Origin of the sequence: Rhodococcus sp. Q (assembly GCF_005503035.1) — a bacterium.
Classification (GTDB): Bacteria; Actinomycetota; Actinomycetes; order Mycobacteriales; family Mycobacteriaceae; genus Rhodococcus_G.
This window is the reverse complement of the sequence record NZ_SCOY01000003.1, coordinates 20,017-38,858: the sequence shown is the minus strand read 5'-3', so window position 1 is coordinate 38,858 and position 18,842 is coordinate 20,017. Positions and strand designations below refer to the sequence as shown.

General features: G+C 68.0%; 16 protein-coding genes. 9 read left to right on the top strand and 7 right to left on the bottom strand.

Annotation, left to right across the window (positions count from 1 at the left end):
• Positions 1–2: 2 nt before the first annotated feature.
• Both FFS72_RS04315 and FFS72_RS04310 read right to left on the bottom strand, forming a co-directional pair.
• Entirely contained in the window at positions 3–1,238 is a 1,236-nt protein-coding gene (locus FFS72_RS04315) for an ABC transporter substrate-binding protein (protein WP_137872800.1), read from the bottom strand.
• A gap of 342 nt (positions 1,239–1,580) precedes the next feature.
• A complete protein-coding gene (locus tag FFS72_RS04310; protein WP_137872799.1) occupies positions 1,581–2,795 on the bottom strand; it encodes a CaiB/BaiF CoA transferase family protein in 1,215 nt (404 codons plus the stop codon).
• A 134-nt stretch (positions 2,796–2,929) separates the two neighbouring features.
• Here FFS72_RS04310 and FFS72_RS04305 point away from each other — a divergent pair, with 134 nt between their 5' ends.
• Positions 2,930–3,703 (top strand): GntR family transcriptional regulator, encoded by a 774-nt coding sequence (locus FFS72_RS04305; protein WP_137872798.1) that lies wholly within the window; start codon positions 2,930–2,932, stop codon positions 3,701–3,703.
• On the opposite strand, the gene FFS72_RS04300 is transcribed toward FFS72_RS04305, so the two are convergent.
• On the bottom strand, positions 3,629–4,522 hold the full coding sequence (locus FFS72_RS04300) for a hydroxymethylglutaryl-CoA lyase (protein WP_137872797.1): 894 nt from the start codon (positions 4,520–4,522) through the stop codon (positions 3,629–3,631). The two genes, FFS72_RS04305 and FFS72_RS04300, sit on opposite strands and share 75 nt — an antisense overlap.
• 296 nt (positions 4,523–4,818) lie before the next feature.
• Here FFS72_RS04300 and FFS72_RS04295 point away from each other — a divergent pair, with 296 nt between their 5' ends.
• The 6 genes from FFS72_RS04295 to FFS72_RS04270 all read left to right on the top strand — a co-directional run bounded on the left by FFS72_RS04295 (position 4,819) and on the right by FFS72_RS04270 (position 12,076).
• A complete protein-coding gene (locus tag FFS72_RS04295) occupies positions 4,819–6,354 on the top strand; it encodes a class I adenylate-forming enzyme family protein (protein WP_171018558.1) in 1,536 nt (511 codons plus the stop codon).
• A gap of 36 nt (positions 6,355–6,390) precedes the next feature.
• Positions 6,391–7,329 (top strand): SMP-30/gluconolactonase/LRE family protein, encoded by a 939-nt coding sequence (locus tag FFS72_RS04290; protein ID WP_050066320.1) that lies wholly within the window; start codon positions 6,391–6,393, stop codon positions 7,327–7,329.
• Between the two features lie 129 nt (positions 7,330–7,458).
• Positions 7,459–8,253: an SDR family NAD(P)-dependent oxidoreductase gene (locus FFS72_RS04285; RefSeq protein WP_137872795.1), complete on the top strand. Its 795-nt coding sequence runs from the start codon at positions 7,459–7,461 to the stop codon at positions 8,251–8,253.
• Between the two features lie 64 nt (positions 8,254–8,317).
• The gene (locus FFS72_RS04280; protein ID WP_137872794.1) at positions 8,318–9,727 is read left to right on the top strand and encodes an outer membrane protein assembly factor BamB family protein; all 1,410 of its coding nucleotides are present in this window, start codon (positions 8,318–8,320) and stop codon (positions 9,725–9,727) included.
• A gap of 97 nt (positions 9,728–9,824) precedes the next feature.
• Positions 9,825–10,265 carry a hypothetical protein gene (locus tag FFS72_RS04275; RefSeq protein ID WP_137872793.1) on the top strand — a complete coding sequence of 147 codons (441 nt, stop codon included), beginning with the start codon at positions 9,825–9,827 and terminating at the stop codon, positions 10,263–10,265.
• Positions 10,266–10,489: 224 nt separating this feature from the next.
• Positions 10,490–12,076: an L-lactate permease gene (locus FFS72_RS04270; RefSeq protein ID WP_283235401.1), complete on the top strand. Its 1,587-nt coding sequence runs from the start codon at positions 10,490–10,492 to the stop codon at positions 12,074–12,076.
• A gap of 121 nt (positions 12,077–12,197) precedes the next feature.
• On the opposite strand, the gene FFS72_RS04265 is transcribed toward FFS72_RS04270, so the two are convergent.
• Together FFS72_RS04265 and FFS72_RS04260 are read right to left on the bottom strand one after the other, a co-directional pair.
• The gene (locus FFS72_RS04265; protein ID WP_137872996.1) at positions 12,198–13,652 is read right to left on the bottom strand and encodes a hypothetical protein; all 1,455 of its coding nucleotides are present in this window, start codon (positions 13,650–13,652) and stop codon (positions 12,198–12,200) included.
• 216 nt (positions 13,653–13,868) lie between these two features.
• The gene (locus FFS72_RS04260) at positions 13,869–15,077 is read right to left on the bottom strand and encodes a cytochrome P450 (RefSeq protein WP_137872792.1); all 1,209 of its coding nucleotides are present in this window, start codon (positions 15,075–15,077) and stop codon (positions 13,869–13,871) included.
• Positions 15,078–15,157: 80 nt separating this feature from the next.
• Here FFS72_RS04260 and FFS72_RS04255 point away from each other — a divergent pair, with 80 nt between their 5' ends.
• Positions 15,158–16,042 (top strand): IclR family transcriptional regulator, encoded by an 885-nt coding sequence (locus FFS72_RS04255; RefSeq protein WP_137872791.1) that lies wholly within the window; start codon positions 15,158–15,160, stop codon positions 16,040–16,042.
• A 19-nt stretch (positions 16,043–16,061) separates the two neighbouring features.
• Here the strand turns inward: FFS72_RS04255 and FFS72_RS04250 are convergent, their stop codons facing one another.
• A complete protein-coding gene (locus FFS72_RS04250; protein ID WP_137872790.1) occupies positions 16,062–16,685 on the bottom strand; it encodes an IMPACT family protein in 624 nt (207 codons plus the stop codon).
• Positions 16,686–16,734: 49 nt separating this feature from the next.
• On the bottom strand, positions 16,735–17,616 hold the full coding sequence (locus tag FFS72_RS04245) for a hypothetical protein (RefSeq protein ID WP_137872789.1): 882 nt from the start codon (positions 17,614–17,616) through the stop codon (positions 16,735–16,737).
• Between the two features lie 180 nt (positions 17,617–17,796).
• Here FFS72_RS04245 and FFS72_RS04240 point away from each other — a divergent pair, with 180 nt between their 5' ends.
• The gene (locus FFS72_RS04240; RefSeq protein ID WP_137872788.1) at positions 17,797–18,789 is read left to right on the top strand and encodes a rod shape-determining protein; all 993 of its coding nucleotides are present in this window, start codon (positions 17,797–17,799) and stop codon (positions 18,787–18,789) included.
• The last annotated feature ends 53 nt before the right edge of the window (positions 18,790–18,842 follow it).

Here is an 18,842-nt window from a genome sequence, read left to right as displayed (position 1 = left end):
ACTCACCCCTCGGTGCTGCGGTTGACCACAGCGTCGTAGTGCCAGCTGCCGCCGCGGAAGGTCATCGGTGCCATCGACGTGATCGCGTACGGGTAGTCCGGGGTGGTGTCGAACGTGACGCCCTCGATGGAGAGGTCCGTGGTCACGTCGTGCATGTTCCGGACCGAGTCGAGGAGGTCGGCGCGGGTGCAGCCCTTCATCTGTTCGAGCGCGGTGACCAGCAACTGCGCGGTGTTGTAGCCCGTCGCCGCGATGGTGTCGGTGGTCTTGACGGTGCCTGCGTTCCGGTCGGCGAACGCGCGCCACTCCTGCACACCGGGCTGACCGTCGTGGTCCCGGCTGCTGACGTCGTAGATCCAGTAGAAGGAGTGGACACCCTCGGCGGCCTCGAGTCCGGCCGGGGCGAGCACGAAGTTCGTGTCCGTGGCGCCCGAGTAGATGTACGTGTCCGGCTTCCAACTCAATTCGTGAGCCTTCTTGAGGGACTGCGTCACGAAGCTCGCGGTCGCGAAGTTGACGAACACGTCGGCACCGGAGTTCGCGAGGTTGACGATCTGCGAGTCCACCGACGGCGTGGTCTGCTCGTACGACTGCTGTGCGACGATCTGCGTCCCGCTTCCCTCGAGCGCGGACTTCAGCGCGTCGAGGCTGCCGTTGCCGAGGCTGTCGTTCGGGTACAGCACGGCGATCTTCGCCTGCGGATGGTCGCGGAGGATCTGCTTCGCCCGCTCCGACACCTCCCATCCGGTCTGCGGATTCACCGCGCCTGCGACGATCGGGCGCTTGTCGATGGTGGCGAGCAGTTCGTCGGTGCCGGTCATCGGGAAGACGAGCGGCACCTCCTTCTGCGCCAGGTAGTCGACGACCGCGAGGGTCGAGGCGGTACCGACCAGGTTCTGGATCGCGAAGACCTGCTCCTGCTCCACCAGCGAGCGAACATTGCCGACCGTGCGGGCGGGGTCGTATCCGTCGTCCAGCGCGGTGTACGAGATCTTGCGAGTCTTGCCGTCCCCCATGGCAACCCCGCCTGCCGCGTTGATCTCCTCGAACAGCGCGGTCGCCGCGGCGGCCTGCGGCCCCGCCACCGACTGCATGAGGCTGGTGCCGAACCGGATCTCGGAGTCGGTGATACCGGGATCGCAGTCGCCTGCGGCCGTCGCGCTCTCGCGGCCGGAGCAGGCGGTCAGGGTTGCGGTGGCGCACAGGGCGGTCAGGCCAACGGCGATGGTGCGTTTCATGGTCGCTCCGTTTGTCGAGGGGGTGGCCCGGAGGTGGTGGGTGTCGACTCCGGGAAGGGTGTTGCCGGTTGCCGCGGCGGCGCCGCAGCAGAGGTGAGGGTGATGTGACAGTCATGTCACCAATCGCCCAAATTGTGATCGCCGACACGGGTCGTGTCAACCCCTTCCCGGCCTTAGGGTTGCTCCAGACACGTTCCACCCCAATGGAATACGACGCACGACAGAGGAAGTCATCGGACAACGCAAGCAGGCCCCACACCGTTTCGTGTGGGGCCGCATTGCGCCGATACCGGTCGGCGTGGCAGATCCCGGGCGCCCGTCAGCGGCGCCCGGGACCGGATGTCAGCTGTTGTCCTGCATGGCAATTCCGGAGGACTGCAGGTCGGCCCAGCGGGCCTCGTCGACGCCCGCCAGTGCGGTCAGGACTTCGCGGGTGTGCTCACCGAGACCCGGACCGGGAACCGGTTGCGCCGGCGTGGACCGGGAGAACTTGGGCACGACGCCTGCGGCGGGCACGGCAACACCGAACTGGTTGACCAAGCGCACCACCATGTCCCGCGCCGCATAGTGCGGATCGGCCAACATGTCCGGGGCGGTGTAGATCCGGCCGGCAGGAACGCCGCCGTCCTCCATCGTCTTCAGCAGCTGGTCGGCGGTCATCGTCGACGTCCAGGCACCGATGATCGCGTCGATCTCGGCCATGTTGTCGCCACGTGGCCCGTGTTCGGCGAACCTTGGATCCTCGGCCAGTTCCGCTCGACCCATGGCAGTGCAGAGCCGACGGAAGACGGTGTCGGCGTTCGCGGCGATGATCACCTCAGCTCCGTCCGACGTGGGATAGACGTTCGAGGGCGCCACCCGAGGCAGCACGGATCCCGTTCGCCCGCGGGTGATTCCACCGATTTCGTGGTCCGCCATGGTCGATTCCATGAGCGCGGCCACCGCCTCGTAGATCGCGACGTCCACCTCCTGACCGCGGCCGCTGACAGACCGTTCGTGGACCGCGGCGAGGGTGCCGATCACGGCGAACAGGGCCGCCAGCGAGTCACCGAGGCTGATGCCGGTGCGGGTCGGAGGCAGTTCCGGGTTGCCCGTCGTGTGCCGAATGCCGCCCATCGCCTCGCCGACACTGCCGAATCCGGCGTCCGTCGATCGCGGCCCGTCCTGACCGAACCCGGAGACGTGGACGACGATGATTCGCGGATTGATCTCGGAGAGCGCCGCGTAGTCCAGCCCCCACTTGGCGAGCGTGCCTGGCCGGAAGTTCTCGAGGACGATGTCGGCCTCGGCGACGAGCTTGCGAATCAGGTCCCGGCCGTCGGACTGCCGCAGGTCGATGGCGACCGACTTCTTGTTCCGCGCGATGGACGGCCACCACAGGCTCTCGCCGTCGACCGTCACGCCCCACCGACGCATCGAATCACCGGCCCCCGGCGCTTCGACCTTGAGGACCTCGGCTCCGTAGTCGCCGAGCAACTGTCCGGCGAAGGGACCGGCGATGAAGCTTCCCAGTTCGAGTACACGCAGGCCACTCAGAGGACCAAGAGTCGCAGTCATGTGTTCGATTGTACACAATCTGCGTTCAATGTCACCAAATGAAGCGGATACTCCCCTAATCTGTATACAAATAGGGGCGGTCGGTCGGGATAGGCTTGCCGCGACGCGATCACTTGACACAACGAAGAGGAACCGTGGCAACCACACCGCAGGCACCGGGACAGGCGGCCTACGCGCACATTCGCCGGGAAATCGTCGAAGGGCGGTACCGGCCGGGTCAGCGTCTGATCGAACAACGGATCGCCGAACAGTTCTCGCTGTCCCGCACACCCGTCCGTGAGGCGCTGCGACGGCTCGAGGCCGAAGGACTCGTTCTCAGCGAACCCAACCGGGGAGCCGTCGTGCGCACCTTGTCGACGGCCGACGTCTCGGACCTGTACGGCCTCCGCGCGCGACTCGAGGCATACGCGGCCGAGCTGGCGGCGGAGCGCATCGATGCCACCAACCTCGACGAACTCGATGCGGGCATCGACGCGTTCGCACTCGCCCTGTCCGCGCCGTCGCTGGACGCGGTGGACCGGGTCCGAGCGGTCGACACCGCGAACAGCCGGATCCACGGGGCGATCATGGCCGCGGCAAAGCACGAACGCCTGAGCCGACTCCTCGAACGCACCACCGACGTCCCCCTCGTCTTCCAGGCGTTCCGGCAGTACGACCGGGCCCAGACCGAGCGGTCACACCTGTTCCACCAGCTCATCCGGGACGCGATCGTCGGCGGCGACGGTGGCCGGGCATCGGCCCTCATGCACGAGCACGTCCTCCAGGGTCGCGACGTACTGCTCGCCCACCTCGCCGCCACCAACAGCGGTGAGGTGGCCGACCTGTTCGAGGGGTCAGCCCGGGAAGGCGCCGGCGCGGGCAAGCTGTCCGGGAACCGTCGCGCCGAGAACCCCGCCGAGCCAGTCTGAGGCGTCGATCAGGTCGGGAAGCCGCGCACCCGAATCGATTCCGCTTCGATCCAGGAGATAGACGAGGTCTTCCGTCGCGATGTTGCCGGTGGCGTCCGGAGCGAAGGGGCACCCGCCGATCCCGCCGATCGAGGAGTCCAGCACCGTCACCCCCGCGTCGAGTGCCGCGATCGCGTTGGCGTAGCCGGTGTTACGAGTGTTGTGGAAGTGGCAACGCAGCCGGACGTCGGGAGCGACCGCCGCGGTCCCCGCGACCAGGCGGGTGACCTGAGCGGGCACCCCGACCCCGATGGTGTCGGCCAACGCGATCTCGTCCACACCGAACTCGGCCACCTGCGCTGCCAGCGCGAGGACCGCCGACTCCGGAACCTCACCCTCGAACGGGCACCCGAATGCGGTGGCGATGGTGACCGACACCGCGATCCCGGCCGCCCGCGCGTCACCGACGAGATCGCGCACCGTGTCGACCGAGTCGGCGACCGACATGCGCTGGTTGCGCGCACTGAACGTCTCGGACGCCACGACGACGCAGTTCACCTCGTCGACGCCCGCCGCAACCGCGCGATCGAACCCGCGACGGTTGAGGACGAGGCCGCTGTAGGAGACGTCGGCGCGGCGCGGCACTCCTGCCATGACGGCCTCGGCATCGGCCATCTGCGGTACCGCGGCCGGGTGCACGAAGCTGGTCGCCTCGATACGACGCAGACCGGACGCGATCGCACGCTCGATCAGCGCGATCTTGTCCGAGGTCGACACGTGCACCTTCTCGTTCTGCAGCCCGTCACGAGGGCTCACCTCGACGATCTCCACGGCCAACACCTTCCGTCGCAGCTTCGCTTGCAGCCATCCATCAGGACGCCTCAACATTGTATACAAACAAAGTAGCCTCGCGAAGGTATGCGATCCTGACGCACCGCCGACTCGACTCCCGCTGCTCACCGCCCCGTACTGCCGATTGCGTGCGGAGATCCAGGATGCCTCGCACCCGTGCGCACACTCGTTCCACGCCCGGGACGACCGGGTCGTTGTCGACAACCCCTTGTGACCTGCCGCACTGTCGCGCTAGATTGTGTGCAATCCTTAGTCGACCCGGCCTCGTTTCCCTTGGAGCCCACATGCTGTACAGCGACCTTCTGCGGCGGAACGCCGCCCGCTTCCCCCATCGGACCGCGCTCGCCATGGACGACGGTTCCGACGCGCGGACCTACGCCGAACTCCACCAGCGCGCGATGCGCCTGGCCAACGGCCTGAGCGGGCTGGCCTCCCCCGGGGACCGCGTCGCCCTGCTGTCCGAGAACAACCTCGAGTACGTCGAGGCCTACTACGGCGTTCCCTCTGCCGGCATGGTGCTGACCCTGCTCAACTACCGACTCCACCCCAAGGAGTGGGTCTGGATCCTCAACGACTCCGGCGCACGCGTGCTGATGGTCGAGGCCAAGTACCTCGAGGCCATCGCCGACCACCGATCCGAGCTCACCAGCGTCGAGCACATCATCGTGATCGGCGAGGCCGCAACGGGATTCACCGCATACGAGAACGTCCTGACGTCCGCGGCGACGACCACCCCGCAACTGAAGATCAGCGACGACGACGACGCGTGGATCCTGTACACCAGCGGAACGACGGGCAAGCCCAAGGGCGCCCGGCTGAGCCATCGCAACCTCAACACAGCACTGATCCAGTCGGCGATCGAGTACGACCCGACGCCGGACACCTGCTTCCTCAACGCCATGCCGCTGTGCCACATCGCCGGCTACCTGACGCCGCTGCACCAGTTCCACGGCGGCTCGGTGCTGATGATGTCGGGCTGGGATCCGGAGCGGTGGATGCAGTTGGTGCAGGACAACCGCGTGACCAGTGGCGGCTTCGCCCCGACCATGATGCAGATGCTGCTCGCGCACCCGAAGATCAACGACTACGACCTCAGCAGCCTGGAGTGGATGGGCTACGGAGCCTCGAAGATCCCCGCCGACGTACTGCGCCAGACCATCGAGCGGTTCGGTCCGGTCGTCTACGCCGGTATGGGCATGACGGAACTGGGCGGCAACATGCTTACCCTGGACAAGGCGGCCCACGTCCGAGCGGCTCAGGGCGAGGAGCACCTGCTCGACGCCGTCGGCAAGCCGATGTCGCTGGTCGACGTCCGCGTGGTCGACCCGTCCGGAAACGAGTGCACCACAGGCGAAATCGGTGAGATCGTGGTCCAAGGCGACCAGGTCACGAAGGGCTACTTCGGCAACCCCGCCGCGGACGCGGAGGCCTTCGAGGGCGGCTGGTTCCACACCGGGGACCTCGCGCGCCAGGACGAGGAGGGATTCCTCTACATCGTCGACCGCGCCAAGGACATGATCATCACCGGCGGCGAGAACGTGTACTCCAGCGAGGTCGAGAACGCGATCTACACGCACCCCGACGTTCTCGGTGCCGCCGTCATCGGAACACCCGACGAGAAGTGGGGCGAACTCGTCACCGCGGTCGTGGTGCGCAAGCCGGGCACGCAGCTGACGGCCGACGAGGTCGTCGGCAGCTGCAAGGCGCAACTCGCCGCGTTCAAGCAGCCCCGCAAGGTCATCTTCATCGACGAGATGCCCCAGACCGTCAGCGGCAAGATCCGCAAGAACGTCCTGCGCGATCAGTTCACCACCAACTGACGCCCCTTCAACGACCCACGAACACAGGAGAACCCGATGTCATTCACCGTCCTCACCACCGGGCTGAAGTTCCCTGAAGGCCCGGTGTCACTGCCGAACGGCGATGTGCTTGTCGTCGAGATCCATCGGGGCACGCTCACCCGCGTGACCCCCGACGGCACCACCACGGTCGTCGCGGAGGTCGGCGGTGGCCCCAACGGCGCTGCGATCGGCCCCGACGGACGCTGCTACATCGCGAACAGCGGCGGAATGATTGCCACCGAGGCGTACGGCTACGTCTTCTCCGGGGGCACTCCGGCGGACTACACCAGCGGCAGCATCCAGGCCGTCGACCTCGAGACCGGCGAGGTCGAAACGCTGTACACCGAGTGCGACGGAACCCCCCTGCGCGGCCCCAACGACATCGTCTTCGACGCGCACGGTGGCTTCTACTTCACCGACCACGGCAAGAGCAACGAGAAGACGACCGACCACGGCCGCCTCTTCTACGGCACCGTCGACGGCTCGTCGATCCGTCAGATCGCATCGGACATGAACGGCCCCAACGGAGTCGGGATCTCCCCTGACGGCACCCGGCTCTACGTCAGCGAGACCTTCACCGCCCGCGTCTGGTGGTGGGAGATCACCGGGCCCGGTGAGATCGTGGGCGGTTTGACGCTCGCAGGCTCGGGCGGCGGCAACTTCCTCTACGGGTCGCCCGACTTCCGCTACTTCGATTCGCTCGGCGTCGAGGCCAACGGCAACATCTGCGTTGCGTCGCTGGCCACGCCCGGTATCTGCGTGATCAGCCCGGAGGGCACACTGGTCGAGATCGTCGCCATCGACACCGATGGCGACCCCGGCATCACGAACATCTGCTGGGGTGGACCGGACATGCGCACGGCGTACATCACGGCGTCGAGCACCGGCAAGGTCCTCCGATTCGACTGGCCCCGAGCAGGTCTGGTACTCAACAACCAGGCGGTCCCGGTCTGACCCGATCGGTGCGCCCTGCGCAGCGTCCAGCAGCCCGATACGCTCGTCGGAGCCGGTAGCGACGGCACGGAGATCGTCGACACCGTCGTCGACGACGGTGGCACCGGCTCCGCGAGGGGAGCACTGCACATGCAGATCGATCTCACCGGGCGCACCGCGTTGGTCACCGGATCGACCCAGGGCATCGGCCTCGCCATCGCCGTAGGTCTCGCCCGCTCGGGTGCCCGTGTCGTGGTCAACGGTCGAGGCGCAGACCGCGTCGAGGAGGCAGCCCGAGCGGTGCGGGCCGAATCCGACGGAGCCGACGTCCTCGGCGCCGTCGGCGACCTGTCCACAGAGGCGGGCACCGCGGCCGTCCTGAACGCAGTGCCCGCCGTCGACATCCTCGTCAACAACCTCGGCATCTTCGGCTCCGCTCCCCCGCTGGAGATCGACGATGCCGAGTGGCGCCGCTACTTCGAGGTCAACGTCCTCTCCGCCATCCGTCTCATCCGCGCCTACCTGCCCGGCATGACCGACCGCCGCTGGGGTCGCGTCCTCAACCTGGCCAGCGACTCGGCCGTCGTCATACCGACGGAGATGATCCACTACGGCATGACGAAGACGTCACTGCTCGCCGTCAGCCGCGGCTTCGCGAAGGCCGCTGCCGGCACCGGAGTCACCGTGAACTCTGTGATCGCCGGGCCGACACACACCGGTGGTGTCGAGGAGTTCGTCCGCGAACTGGTCGGCGACGAATTGCCCTGGGACGAAGCGCAACACGAGTTCATGGTGACGTACCGACCCCAGTCACTACTACAGCGTCTCATCGAGCCCGAGGAGATCGCGAACCTCGTCGTGTACCTCGCCTCTCCCCTCGCGTCGGCCACCACCGGCGGTGCGGTCCGGGTCGACGGCGGCTACGTCGATTCGATACTGCCCTGAGCTGTGGGCGGTACCGATTCGAGGATTTCTGCGGCCCTCGCCGGCGGACCGCTAGCGTGTGCCCATGCGCACGGGTGTGGGGGATCACCGGAAGCTCGTCATGCTCGGTTCGATCATGGTGGTGGTCGCGGCGCTCGGGGTGCTCGTGACCGTCCACCGCCAGGACGACTCCCCGGCCGGCGGCGAACCATCCGCCGAGGCCGACCGCCACGTCGTGACCACCTCGCTCGAGACCGCGCCGAAGCCCGCGTGGACCCTCGACGTCGGACGCCTCACCGACAATCCCGGTGACGTCCTCCTGCCGATGCCGTACCAGCTCGAGTCCTACTACGGCTACGGCGGGATTCTCGATGCCGGCGACCTCATGATCGCTGCCGCCGCTCACCCCCTTCCCGAAGTCGCGGGGCAGTCCGGTCGCCCCGTCGGTGACGTGACCCTCGTCGGGATTCGTCCCGCCGATGGGTCGCCGGCATGGAAGACACGGATCGGAAGGGTGACTCAGTGCAGTCCCGAGGTCGAGGCCGCGGTCCTCGCGTGCTGGGAGAGGCGTCGGATAGCGTTCGTCGACACCACATCCGGAACGCTCCTGGCCGAACTCGGCACCGACTTCGACGTCAACGGCGCGCAGATCAGCGGAAGCACCGTGTACGTGTCGGGGTCCGGAACGGACGGCGGGACCCAGGTGCCGGTTCTCACCAGCGGAACCGTCACCGATCTCACCGCGAACTTCCGACGCACCTTCGGCACCCTCGACGGCAGCGCGTCCGTCCATACGGTGCCGGACAGCAATGCCGTCATCGCTCTGGTGCGCGGCCCGGGCGATCCGCAGTACGTGTACACCGTCTTCGATCTCGACTCCGGGGCCACGCGGTTCACGTTCGAGGGCGACTCGCTTCAACCGGTTGGGGACGGCCTGTTCCTCGTCAGCCGCGGCTCGAGGTCGGGAACGGTCGGAACTCAGGACCTCCTCGCTGCGGACGGTTCGACCATCCGCTCGATCCCCATCCCCTCGTACCGCTCACCGACCTTCCCCAGCAAGCCGTCCTCGCCGCCGCCGATGTTTCTCGGCGACGGCGCCTACGATCCCGCGTCGGGTAACGAACTCTGGCGCAGCCCGGCACTCGTGAAGGACGAATCATTCGGCAGGAGCAGTGCTCTGGTGGCAGTGGTCGGAAACACCGCCCTGGTCACCTCGCCGGACTCGAAGACCATCACCGGTCTCGACCTACGCTCGGGCCGGCAGCTGTGGCAGACGCCGTGGGAGGACGCGTACTGGGTGCGCGGCGGAGTCACCGACGGCGAGTACTTCGCGTTCGGCGATTACACCGGCACCCATGCGATCCGGGCGAGCGACGGAGAGATCGTGTGGTCGGTGCCGTGGCCGGGCGACACCGACCCTCGCCAGATCCAGATGTCCAGCGCGGGCGGCAGCCTCATGGTGTCGTGGCTCGATCACGTGGCCGTCTCGAGATAGCCGCCTCGTCTGATCGACGTCGCGGGCGGCGGCGTGCACGTCGGCCGGTGTGCCTGCCGCGGCGTAACGCCCCGAGGAACCAAACCGACTCATCGGTATGGCCACTTCGCGATCGATCAGACTGTCCCTGCTTGCTGTCGCGGCGGGCGCCGCGGTCGCACTGGGGACGGCACCGACCGCCTCGGCGGAGGTTGTCGACCTGACCATCGTCCCCGGCCTCGGCACGGGACCGACCACCCCGTTCGGCGTCGGGTGCACCTACCTGGTGGTGGCACGCACCGAGCGCCTGGTCGAGCCTCGCACCGACATCGTCGACTACACCAACGAGGCGATCATGTCTCCCGAGGAACAGGCCTGGAAGGTCGACCCGTACTTCAGCACGCCGGTGGTCCTCGGGCACAAGGTCGCGCTGTGGACGCCGACGGCGCCGGGTGAGCATTCGCTGATGGCGTATCAGACCTCCGCCGGCGGCCCCGTCCGGACGGTCACCGTCAATCCCGCCACTCCCCTCGGTCCCGTGTGCCTCGTCGCGCCCTGACGAGGCCGGCCTACGGCGGGAGGACCTGGCGCTTTCCACGGTCGGTGCGCATCGCACGTCAGGGCGGCAACATTCGCGGGAGTCGCCGCACCCCACCCAGCAGATCGTTACCGTGCGATTAGTTCGTGCACGATATAGTTCGGGCAGGTCCACCGCCGAGCCGGGAGACTGTTCGTCTACGACCGAGGTGGAGCCCAGTGGCATTCGTGCAGGTACCGGCCCCCGTGGCAGACGAAATCGGACTGTCGGCGGTCGTCGCCGCGCTGCCGCTCGTCTCCATGTTCGTGATGCTGGCGGTACTGAGAATCAAGGCGCACTGGGCCGCCCTGGCGTCGCTGGCCGTCGCCCTCGTGATCGCCATCGGGGTCTACCGAATGCCCGCGGGTCAGGCGCTGAGCGCGGGCGCCGAGGGCGCGAGCTTCGCGTTGCTGTCGATCATGTGGACAGTCGTCAACGCGGTGTGGATCTACAACATGACCGTCGAGAGCGGCCACTTCGACGCGCTGCGGCGCTCGTTCGCAGGCATTTCCGCAGACCGCCGTATCCAGGCGATCATCGTCGCGTTCTGTTTCGGCGCCCTGCTCGAGTCGGTGGCAGGATTCGGCACCCCGATCGTGATCTCGTCGGTCATGTTGGTGGCACTGGGTTTTCGTCCGATGAAGGCGGCGATGGTCGCGCTCGTCGCCAACACGGTCGCGACACCGTTCGGGGTGCTGGGCACGCCGACCCTGACCATGTCGCGGGTGACGGGACTGCCCGTCGACGAGATCGGAGCCGTCGTCGGACGGCAGGTTCCGGTTGTGGCCGTCGTCGTGCCACTCGTGCTGGTGGTCCTGATCGACGGTCGACGCGGACTGCGGGAGACCTGGCCCGCCGCGGTGGTCGCTGGAATCTCCTTCGCGGCAGCCCAGTTCGTGTGCTCGAACTACATCGCGGTCGGACTGGTCGACACGGTCGCCGCAACGGTGAGCGCGCTCGCGCTGGTCGCCCTCCTGCGGGTCTGGACACCCGGCGCCGGGACCCGCGCGGGTGCCGCGGAGTCCGACGGATCCGGGCACGCCGACGAGCCGAACCGCGCCCGCACCGTGCAGGCGTACGCGCCGTACGCGCTGATCGTGGCGGTGTTCGCGGCCGGCCAACTCGGTCCTGTGAAGGCGCTTCTCGCCCGGACAACGCGGGCGTTCGACTGGCCCGGACTCGACGTCGTGACGGCCGCCGGACTCGAACCCACTGCGGTCGCCTTCACCTTCCACACCCTCGCCGCCCCGGGGACGCTGGTCCTGGTCGCAGGCCTGCTGTGCATCCCGATCCTGCGGCCGCCCCCGGCCGACGCGTTCCGCAGTTACGTCGCGGCACTGAACCGTCTGAAGTGGCCGATCGTCACGGTGATGTCGGTGCTCGCCCTTGCGTACGTGATGAGCCTGTCCGGGCAGACGATGACGATCGGACAGTGGATGGCCACGGCAGGCGGCGCGTTCGCGTTGCTGTCCCCCGCCCTGGGATGGCTCGGCGTCGCGGCGACCGGGTCCAACACGTCCTCCAACGCACTGTTCGGGGCCCTTCAGGTGGCGGCCGCCGGTCAGGCCGGATTGGACCCACGAGTGCTGGCTGCCGCGAACATGTCCGGTGGCGCACTGGGAACCGTGCTGTCCCCGCAGAACCTCGCGCTGGTCGCGGCCGTCGGTGGCCTCGCGGGCCGGGAGGGCGCACTGCTGCGCAGGCTGCTGCCGTGGAGCCTGGGCGGCCTGGCGGTGATGTCTGCTCTGATCTGGCTGCAGACCACCGGCGCGGCGGCGTGGATGCTGCCGTGACGCCGAGGACGCCTGATCATCCGACAGCGGTCGGCGCGGACTTGCCCCGGAGGGCGAAACACGCGGTGGCCCGGTCGAATCCGCGAACGGAATCGACCGGACCACCGATGCTCGACGCCGGTTAGCCGCGCGACACGCGCACGATGCCGTTGAGCGTTCCCTGAATCAGGTCACCTTCGGACGTGATCAGGCCGGACATCTGGATGGTGTCGTTGAGGGTGCTGCCCGGCATGTCAGCGGTCGCCATGACCGCACCGGTGACCGGGTTGATCGCGGCGTAGGCGAATCCGTCCACCGCACCGCCCGTACCCTTCCGGAGCACCGTGTAGATGGTGTCGTCGGCGGTCGACAGGTGCGGAACCGCAGAGCTTTTCACGTCGGTGTCCCAGAGCACGGTGCATCCGCCGGAGCCGACCTCGACACGCGTCATCCCGCCGGCGAACGGCGCCGAGGCGGGCACGGACGGTCCGGCGCTCTCCGGGACGGCGGGGTACGGGTAGCCGTACGTGCCGGCGACGATCACCGTCGATCCGATCGCGATCGGCGAGTTCTCGCTGCCCGGTCCACCGTTCGCCAGCACCGGGGTGTGGCACACCTGCTGACCGTCCGACACCCGGTACACCAGCAGCGACACCGTGGTGTCGGCGCTGTCCACGATCGTCACGTACTCGTGCCCGGTCACGGGTCCGAAGTAGGTGGGAGTGGACCCGGTTCCCCAGCTGAGTTGTCCTGGCTTTCGGGCACTTCCGCGGTCGTACGCTGCCCTCCACTGCACCTGCGGCGCCTGACCCGGCGCGGCGGACAGCTCGTACAGGGCGTGCGTGGTCGCCACCGAGGTCCCGGTGGGGGACGTGGAGATGCTGTTCTCGACGCGCTCGCCCGCAGGCAGGTCGACCGTACGCGCAACCCCGGCGGCGTCGACGTACCCGACCCGGCCCGCGCCCGTCGCGAACCACACGTTCCCGGCCCAGTCGGGAGCCAGACCGGTGACACTGTCGTCGGCAGCGATCACACCGGAGAGGTCGACGGACTCGTCGACGGACAGGGACCACCGGCCGCCGTTGTTGTGGTGCCCGACCCGGACGAGCCTGCGCTCCCCGTCGACGGCGACGAGCCTGTTGTCGTTGTCGAGGTAGGCGTACACGCCGCCGAGGAGGCTGCCCTTGGGCAGTTCGAGTTCCGCGAGCGAGGCGCCCGCCGAGTTGCCGCCCGTGGACCCCGCGGCGAGGGAGCCGAGGTCCGACGATCCGAGCCCGCTCGCCGATCCCGACGAACCCGAGCCGTCGGTGTCGATCAGGTGCACGGTCGGATTGCGCCCGATCATGGTGGTGCACAGCGCAACGACGAACGAGTCGGAACCCTGCAGCAGGGTCGGGCAGGCGGAGACGAGGCTCGTCGCCCCGACCGTGACCGCCCCCGTGCCGGGACCGGCGAGGGGTGTGACGTCCGAGGAGCCGGCGTCGCCGTGCATGGTCGATGTCCCGTTCGGGCCCAGGTACGGATTCGGCGGCGCGAGTGGGCCCCACGGTCCCGCCGCGGCGGCGCTACCACTTCCGAGCACGACGGAGAGCGCGATCGCGGTCGCGGCGACACCGGCACGTGCAAACCTGTTCGGTGCGACTCCGTCGTCACCGGAGGTACGACAACATCGCGCCGACGTGGCCCGGGTGGTCCTGGTGTTCTTCACGAAGTCTCGTCTCGTCGTAGGGATACGGTGGGGTTTCGGACCAGTGTCAGGTCCCGTTCAGGGGCGCCGACCGTCGGCGTCGAACAGCTCGTGCTGCAACCGAAGTCAGACGTCCCACTCGACGGACAGCGCGTTCGGGCCGCGTAGCGCGACACCGACCTGGCTGGTCACCTTCGCGTCCGCCTCGGCACCGTCCTGCAGACGCAGCCCGGGCAGGCGTTGGAGGAGTGCCGTCAGTGCCGTCTCGAGTTCGGCGATGGCCAGCCAGTTTCCGGCGCAGCTGTGCGGGCCCCGGCCGAACGAGAGCATCGCCTGCTTGCGCCGGGTGATGTCGAAGTCGTGCGGATCCGGGTACACATCGGGGTCCCGGTTCGCGGCATTGATGGAGAAGACCATCGGTGTCAGCGCCGGGATGTCGATCCCGTTCCAGCTGACCGCCTCCGGGCACGCCCGTGGCAGCAGTCCCACCGGCGGCTCCCAGCGCAGCCCCTCCCACACCGCCCAGATCGCGTGCTCGGCGAGGTCGGACCGCAGAAGTTCCATCTGATCGGGATGGGTGAGCAACGCGGACAGGGTGTTGCCCAGCGCGAGCATCGTGGTGTCCGCACCCGCGGGGAACAGCAGTCGCAGGAACGAGAGCACCTCGTCGTCGGTGAGGGTCTCGCCCTCCTGATTCTCGGTGACCAGGACCGAGATCAGATCGTCGCCGGGGTTGCTGCGACGGTCGGCGATGATCGGCGTGGCGAAGTCGGAGAAGTCCTGCGATGCGCGCATCGCGGCCTCGGGGTCGAACGGGAAGTAGAACAGGTCGTGCGCCCACCGGTGGATGGTCGCCTCGTCCTGCTCCGGAAGGCCCATCAGCCGGCTGATCAGGAGCACCGGGTACCGGGTCGTGAACTCCGCGACGAGATCCACCGAACCCCGATCGGCGAACCGGTCGATGAGTTCGTGTGCGAGCGGTTGAAGGAGCGGTTCGATGAACTCGGCGACCCGCTTGCGCTGGAACGACGGCGACACCAGCGCCCGGTTCTTGCGATGCTCGTCGCCTGCCATGCACTGCAGGGTCTTTCCGAGGACCGGCCCGGTGGTCATCGGGTAGATGGCCGAGGCGGGGAAGACCTCCTCGTCCTTGAATGCGGCGGCAACGAGGTCGTTGGTGAGCAGCAGCACCGCCTTCACCCCCGCGAAGGGCACGACCGCGTGCGACTTGAGCTCACGCAGCCCCTCGAGCACCTCGTGGATGTCGGGGCGATCCTCGAACGCGAAGTCGACTCCCTCGATGTCGACGTCCCCGAGATCGGTGGCCACGGTCATGAAACTCCCCATTCCGATGATGCGAATATTCGTATCGTGTGATACAAGTATTTGAACTACCGCGAGAGTAGGAGCATCCGATGACCGTTGGCAAGAGTGGATCCGTGCCATCTCCCCCAACAGACCGGGTCGTGTCGATCATCGGACTGCTCGCCGCACGCAACACACCCGCGACGTCCGCGGATCTCGCCGACGCCCTCGACCTGAGCAGATCCACCACCGGGTCCATCCTCGCCACCCTCGAGCAGCGAGGCTGGGTGTTGCGCCTGCCGGACCTGCGCTACCAACTCGGCCCGGCACTGGCGACGATCGCGGCGCGGGCGCGCGAGGCGCTCAGCCTGCCGGACAACGCGATGGGCCACCTCGAAGCCCTCGCTTCGCGAGTTCGCTGTGGGGCTGCACTCGGCCTGATCGACGGCACCGAGATGGTGTTCGTCGCGATGACCGACAGGCTCGGGCACATTCCGCGTGGCATCGAAGTGGGGGTCCGTCTGCCGCTGGAGGCGCCGGGCGGCATCTCCGTTGTCGCATCCTCGGGCCGCGCGGTGCAACAGCGATGGCTCGACACCGCACCCCCCGATCGCCGCGACCAGCTCGCACACCTCCTGACGCAGACCGCGTCGACCGGTGTCACGGTCTGGGGCGCCGATGCGGCCGACATCGACCGCATCGACGTGCTGGCCCAGGTGGTCACGCACCTCTCCTCGAATGCGGCCAGTCAGCGACTACGCGACCAGGTGCGGGCGCTCATCGACGACACCAGCGGCTACCCGTACACGGTGGAGGCACTCGAATCGGAGCTACCGCTGCCGATCAGCTACATGACCGCCGCGGTGTTCGACGCCGGAGGAACGCCGCGATGGGAACTGCAGATAGGCCCCCTCCGCTCCGCGGTCAGCCCGGACGAACGACGCACGTACATCGAGGAACTGACCGCAACGGCACGAGCCATGTCGCAGGCCTGACTCACCCGCACACGGATGCTCACACGTCCACCCACCGCGTGCCCGCGGGCGCGAGTTCGGCTGCACCGGAGGTGATTTCGGCTACCGTATCGGCCACGCGCGCGGGGTCCCGGGTGGCCAGGGTGAGGGTGACGACCGAACCGTAGACGGTGTCGACGATGGCGACTCCGCGACCGCGGAGTTCGGCCTCCACCCGGCCGGCGGTGTCGTGACCGACCTCGAGCGCCAGCAGGTCGAGACGTTCCCGGCCGACCAGTCGCGCCGCATCGACCACCGCTGCCACCGCTGCCGAATATGCGCGTACGAGACCGCCCGCGCCGAGTTTGACGCCGCCGAAATAGCGCGTCACCACCACCGCCACGTCGACCAGGTCGCGGGCACGGAGCACCTGCAGCATGGGCACCCCGGCCGTTCCTCCCGGTTCCCCGTCGTCACCAGCGCGTTCGGCCCGCTCCGACGGCTCGTTGCCCGTGATGTACGCCCAACAGTGGTGCCGCGCATCGGGAAATCGCCGTCGCTGCTCGTCCAGAAACTCCTGCGCCTTCACCGGCCCGTCGACGCGACGCAACACCGCGATGAACCGCGAGTGCTTCACCTCGGTCTCCACCTCGACGTCGGCGCCTGCGGGCAGTGTGAACGGCATGCCTCATCCTCCCCCGAGGCGCGGCGGCGTCACCGAGGCGGGACGGGTATCACTCGAAGTAGGACCGATGGTCGCTGTAGGGAACCTGACCGGTGGGACTCGCCCTGACGGCGTCGGCCACCGCCGGAGGAATGGGAGCCCAGTACGCGGGCATCGCGGCGGCAAGGGACGGCTTCAACACGTACAGCAGGGCGAAGTTCACTGTCCACAGCGGCGGCGCCATCGACATGCCGACCGTCGCGCTCACCCCACCCTCGGTGTTGGTGACCAGTTGCGCAGCACCCGAAATCTGCTGCGCAGCAAACCCGTACACGGCCTGCACCGTGTAGGCCGATCGGTAGAGTGCGATCAGGGTGTGGGTCGCACCGTTGTCCCTGAGCCAGGTGCCCACGAATCCTCCGGGCGCGATCAGCGAATTCACCTGCCTCGTCGGCGCGTCCGCGTTGGCCGGACTCTGCAGCAGTCCATCGGTGTTCACGTACAACCCGTAACTGGCCAGGACGGTCGGCGTCGGGCGGCCGCCGACGTCGGACAGGAGGGGACGGCCGTTCGTGTTGGTGAGGATCCGGACGCACGCGTCGATCACCTCCGCGGCATCGCGATCTCCGCCGACTCCCCCGCCCGTGACGAGTTCCCGGTACTGCTGGTCGGTCAGCGCATCGTCCCTGGCGAGCCCGATCCGGGCTGCGATCTCGTCCGCCTTCTGCTCACCGAGCGGCTGATTGAGTTGCCCCGGATCGGTCACCTGGGTCGGCGCCAGCTGCTCGTAGCCGGGCGCCCCGGAGAACGGGACCGCGAAGCCGGTCTCCGGCGGGGGTTCACCGCCCGCCGTCGTGCCCGGCGCCAGGACCAGAAGGCACGCTCCGGCCACAGCCATGATCGAGGAGGCCCCGCGCCGAGTCGCCGGGCGGGCCACGCCAGTTCCGCGCATACGTCAACCTCCCGAACAGGTGGGCGGGTCGGCACGAGGTGCTCAGTCAATCGCCGGAACCGTCGCAGTGTCAAGACTCGCGAACCGGCACCGCTGCATCGGCCACGAAACCGCGCGCGATCGCCTCCGCGTGCGTAGCATTTGACCCAATCTCGTTTCGATTCCCACTGGGAGGCCGACGTGAGCGGACTCGGTATCGATCTCGGAACAGCGAACACGGTCGTCGGGACCCCCGAGGACGGAATCGTTCTGAACGAACCGTCTTTCATGCTGGTTCGCACCAAGGAACCACACCGTGCGCTGGCAATCGGCCAGGAGGCCCGCAGTCTCGTCGGACGCACACCCATAGGCATCACACAGGTGCGCCCGATGCGGGCCGGTGTCATCGTGGACCTGGAATCCGCGAAGGCGTTCGTCTCTGCCGTCATCAAACAGGCCTCGCCGTACGGGCACTTCGGCCGTCGACCCACAGCCGTCATCTCGGTGCCCGAAGGCGCGACACCGCTCGAACGCCGCGCGCTGCTCGAAGTCGGTCACGAAGCCGGCCTGCGGAAGGTCGGATTGATACCCGAACCCGTTGCGGGCGCCGTCGGGTGCGGCATCAATCCGATGGAGCCCCGCGCGCATCTCGTCGTGAACATCGGCGGCGGCACCTCCGAGGTCACCGCCGTCTGCTTCGGTGGCGTGATCTCGCACCGCAGTTGCCGGATCGCCGGTGACGAACTCACCACCGCGCTGCACCACTACCTGCGCGAGGAACACCAGATCATCGTCGGAGACCTCACCGCCGAACGCGCGAAGATGGGCACGCCGGACACCGAGGAGGGTCAGTCCGTCGTGGTGGAGGGCCTCGACGCCGTCACCGGCCGGGCCCGCCTGCTCTCCCTCGACGTCGACGAGATCGTCGAGGCGCTACGACCGACCACGGCAAGCATCGTGCAGACCCTGACGTCCTGCCTGGAAGACCTTCCGCCTCAGGCCATCGGCGACGTGATGTCCGAGGGGGTCCTCGCGATCGGCGGTGGCTCGATGCTCCGTGGGCTGTCGCAACTGCTCGAGGATGCGTTCGGGTTGCCGGTGAAGACCGCGGAACGTCCACTCACGTGTGTGGCCGAAGGTGCGACAGCGTGCCTCGCCCACCCCGAAGTTGTTGCCGCCTACAGCAACAACTGACCTGCCTGCCTCTCCCCCTCACCGCGGCGGTGCCTCTCCCCCCTCACCGCGGC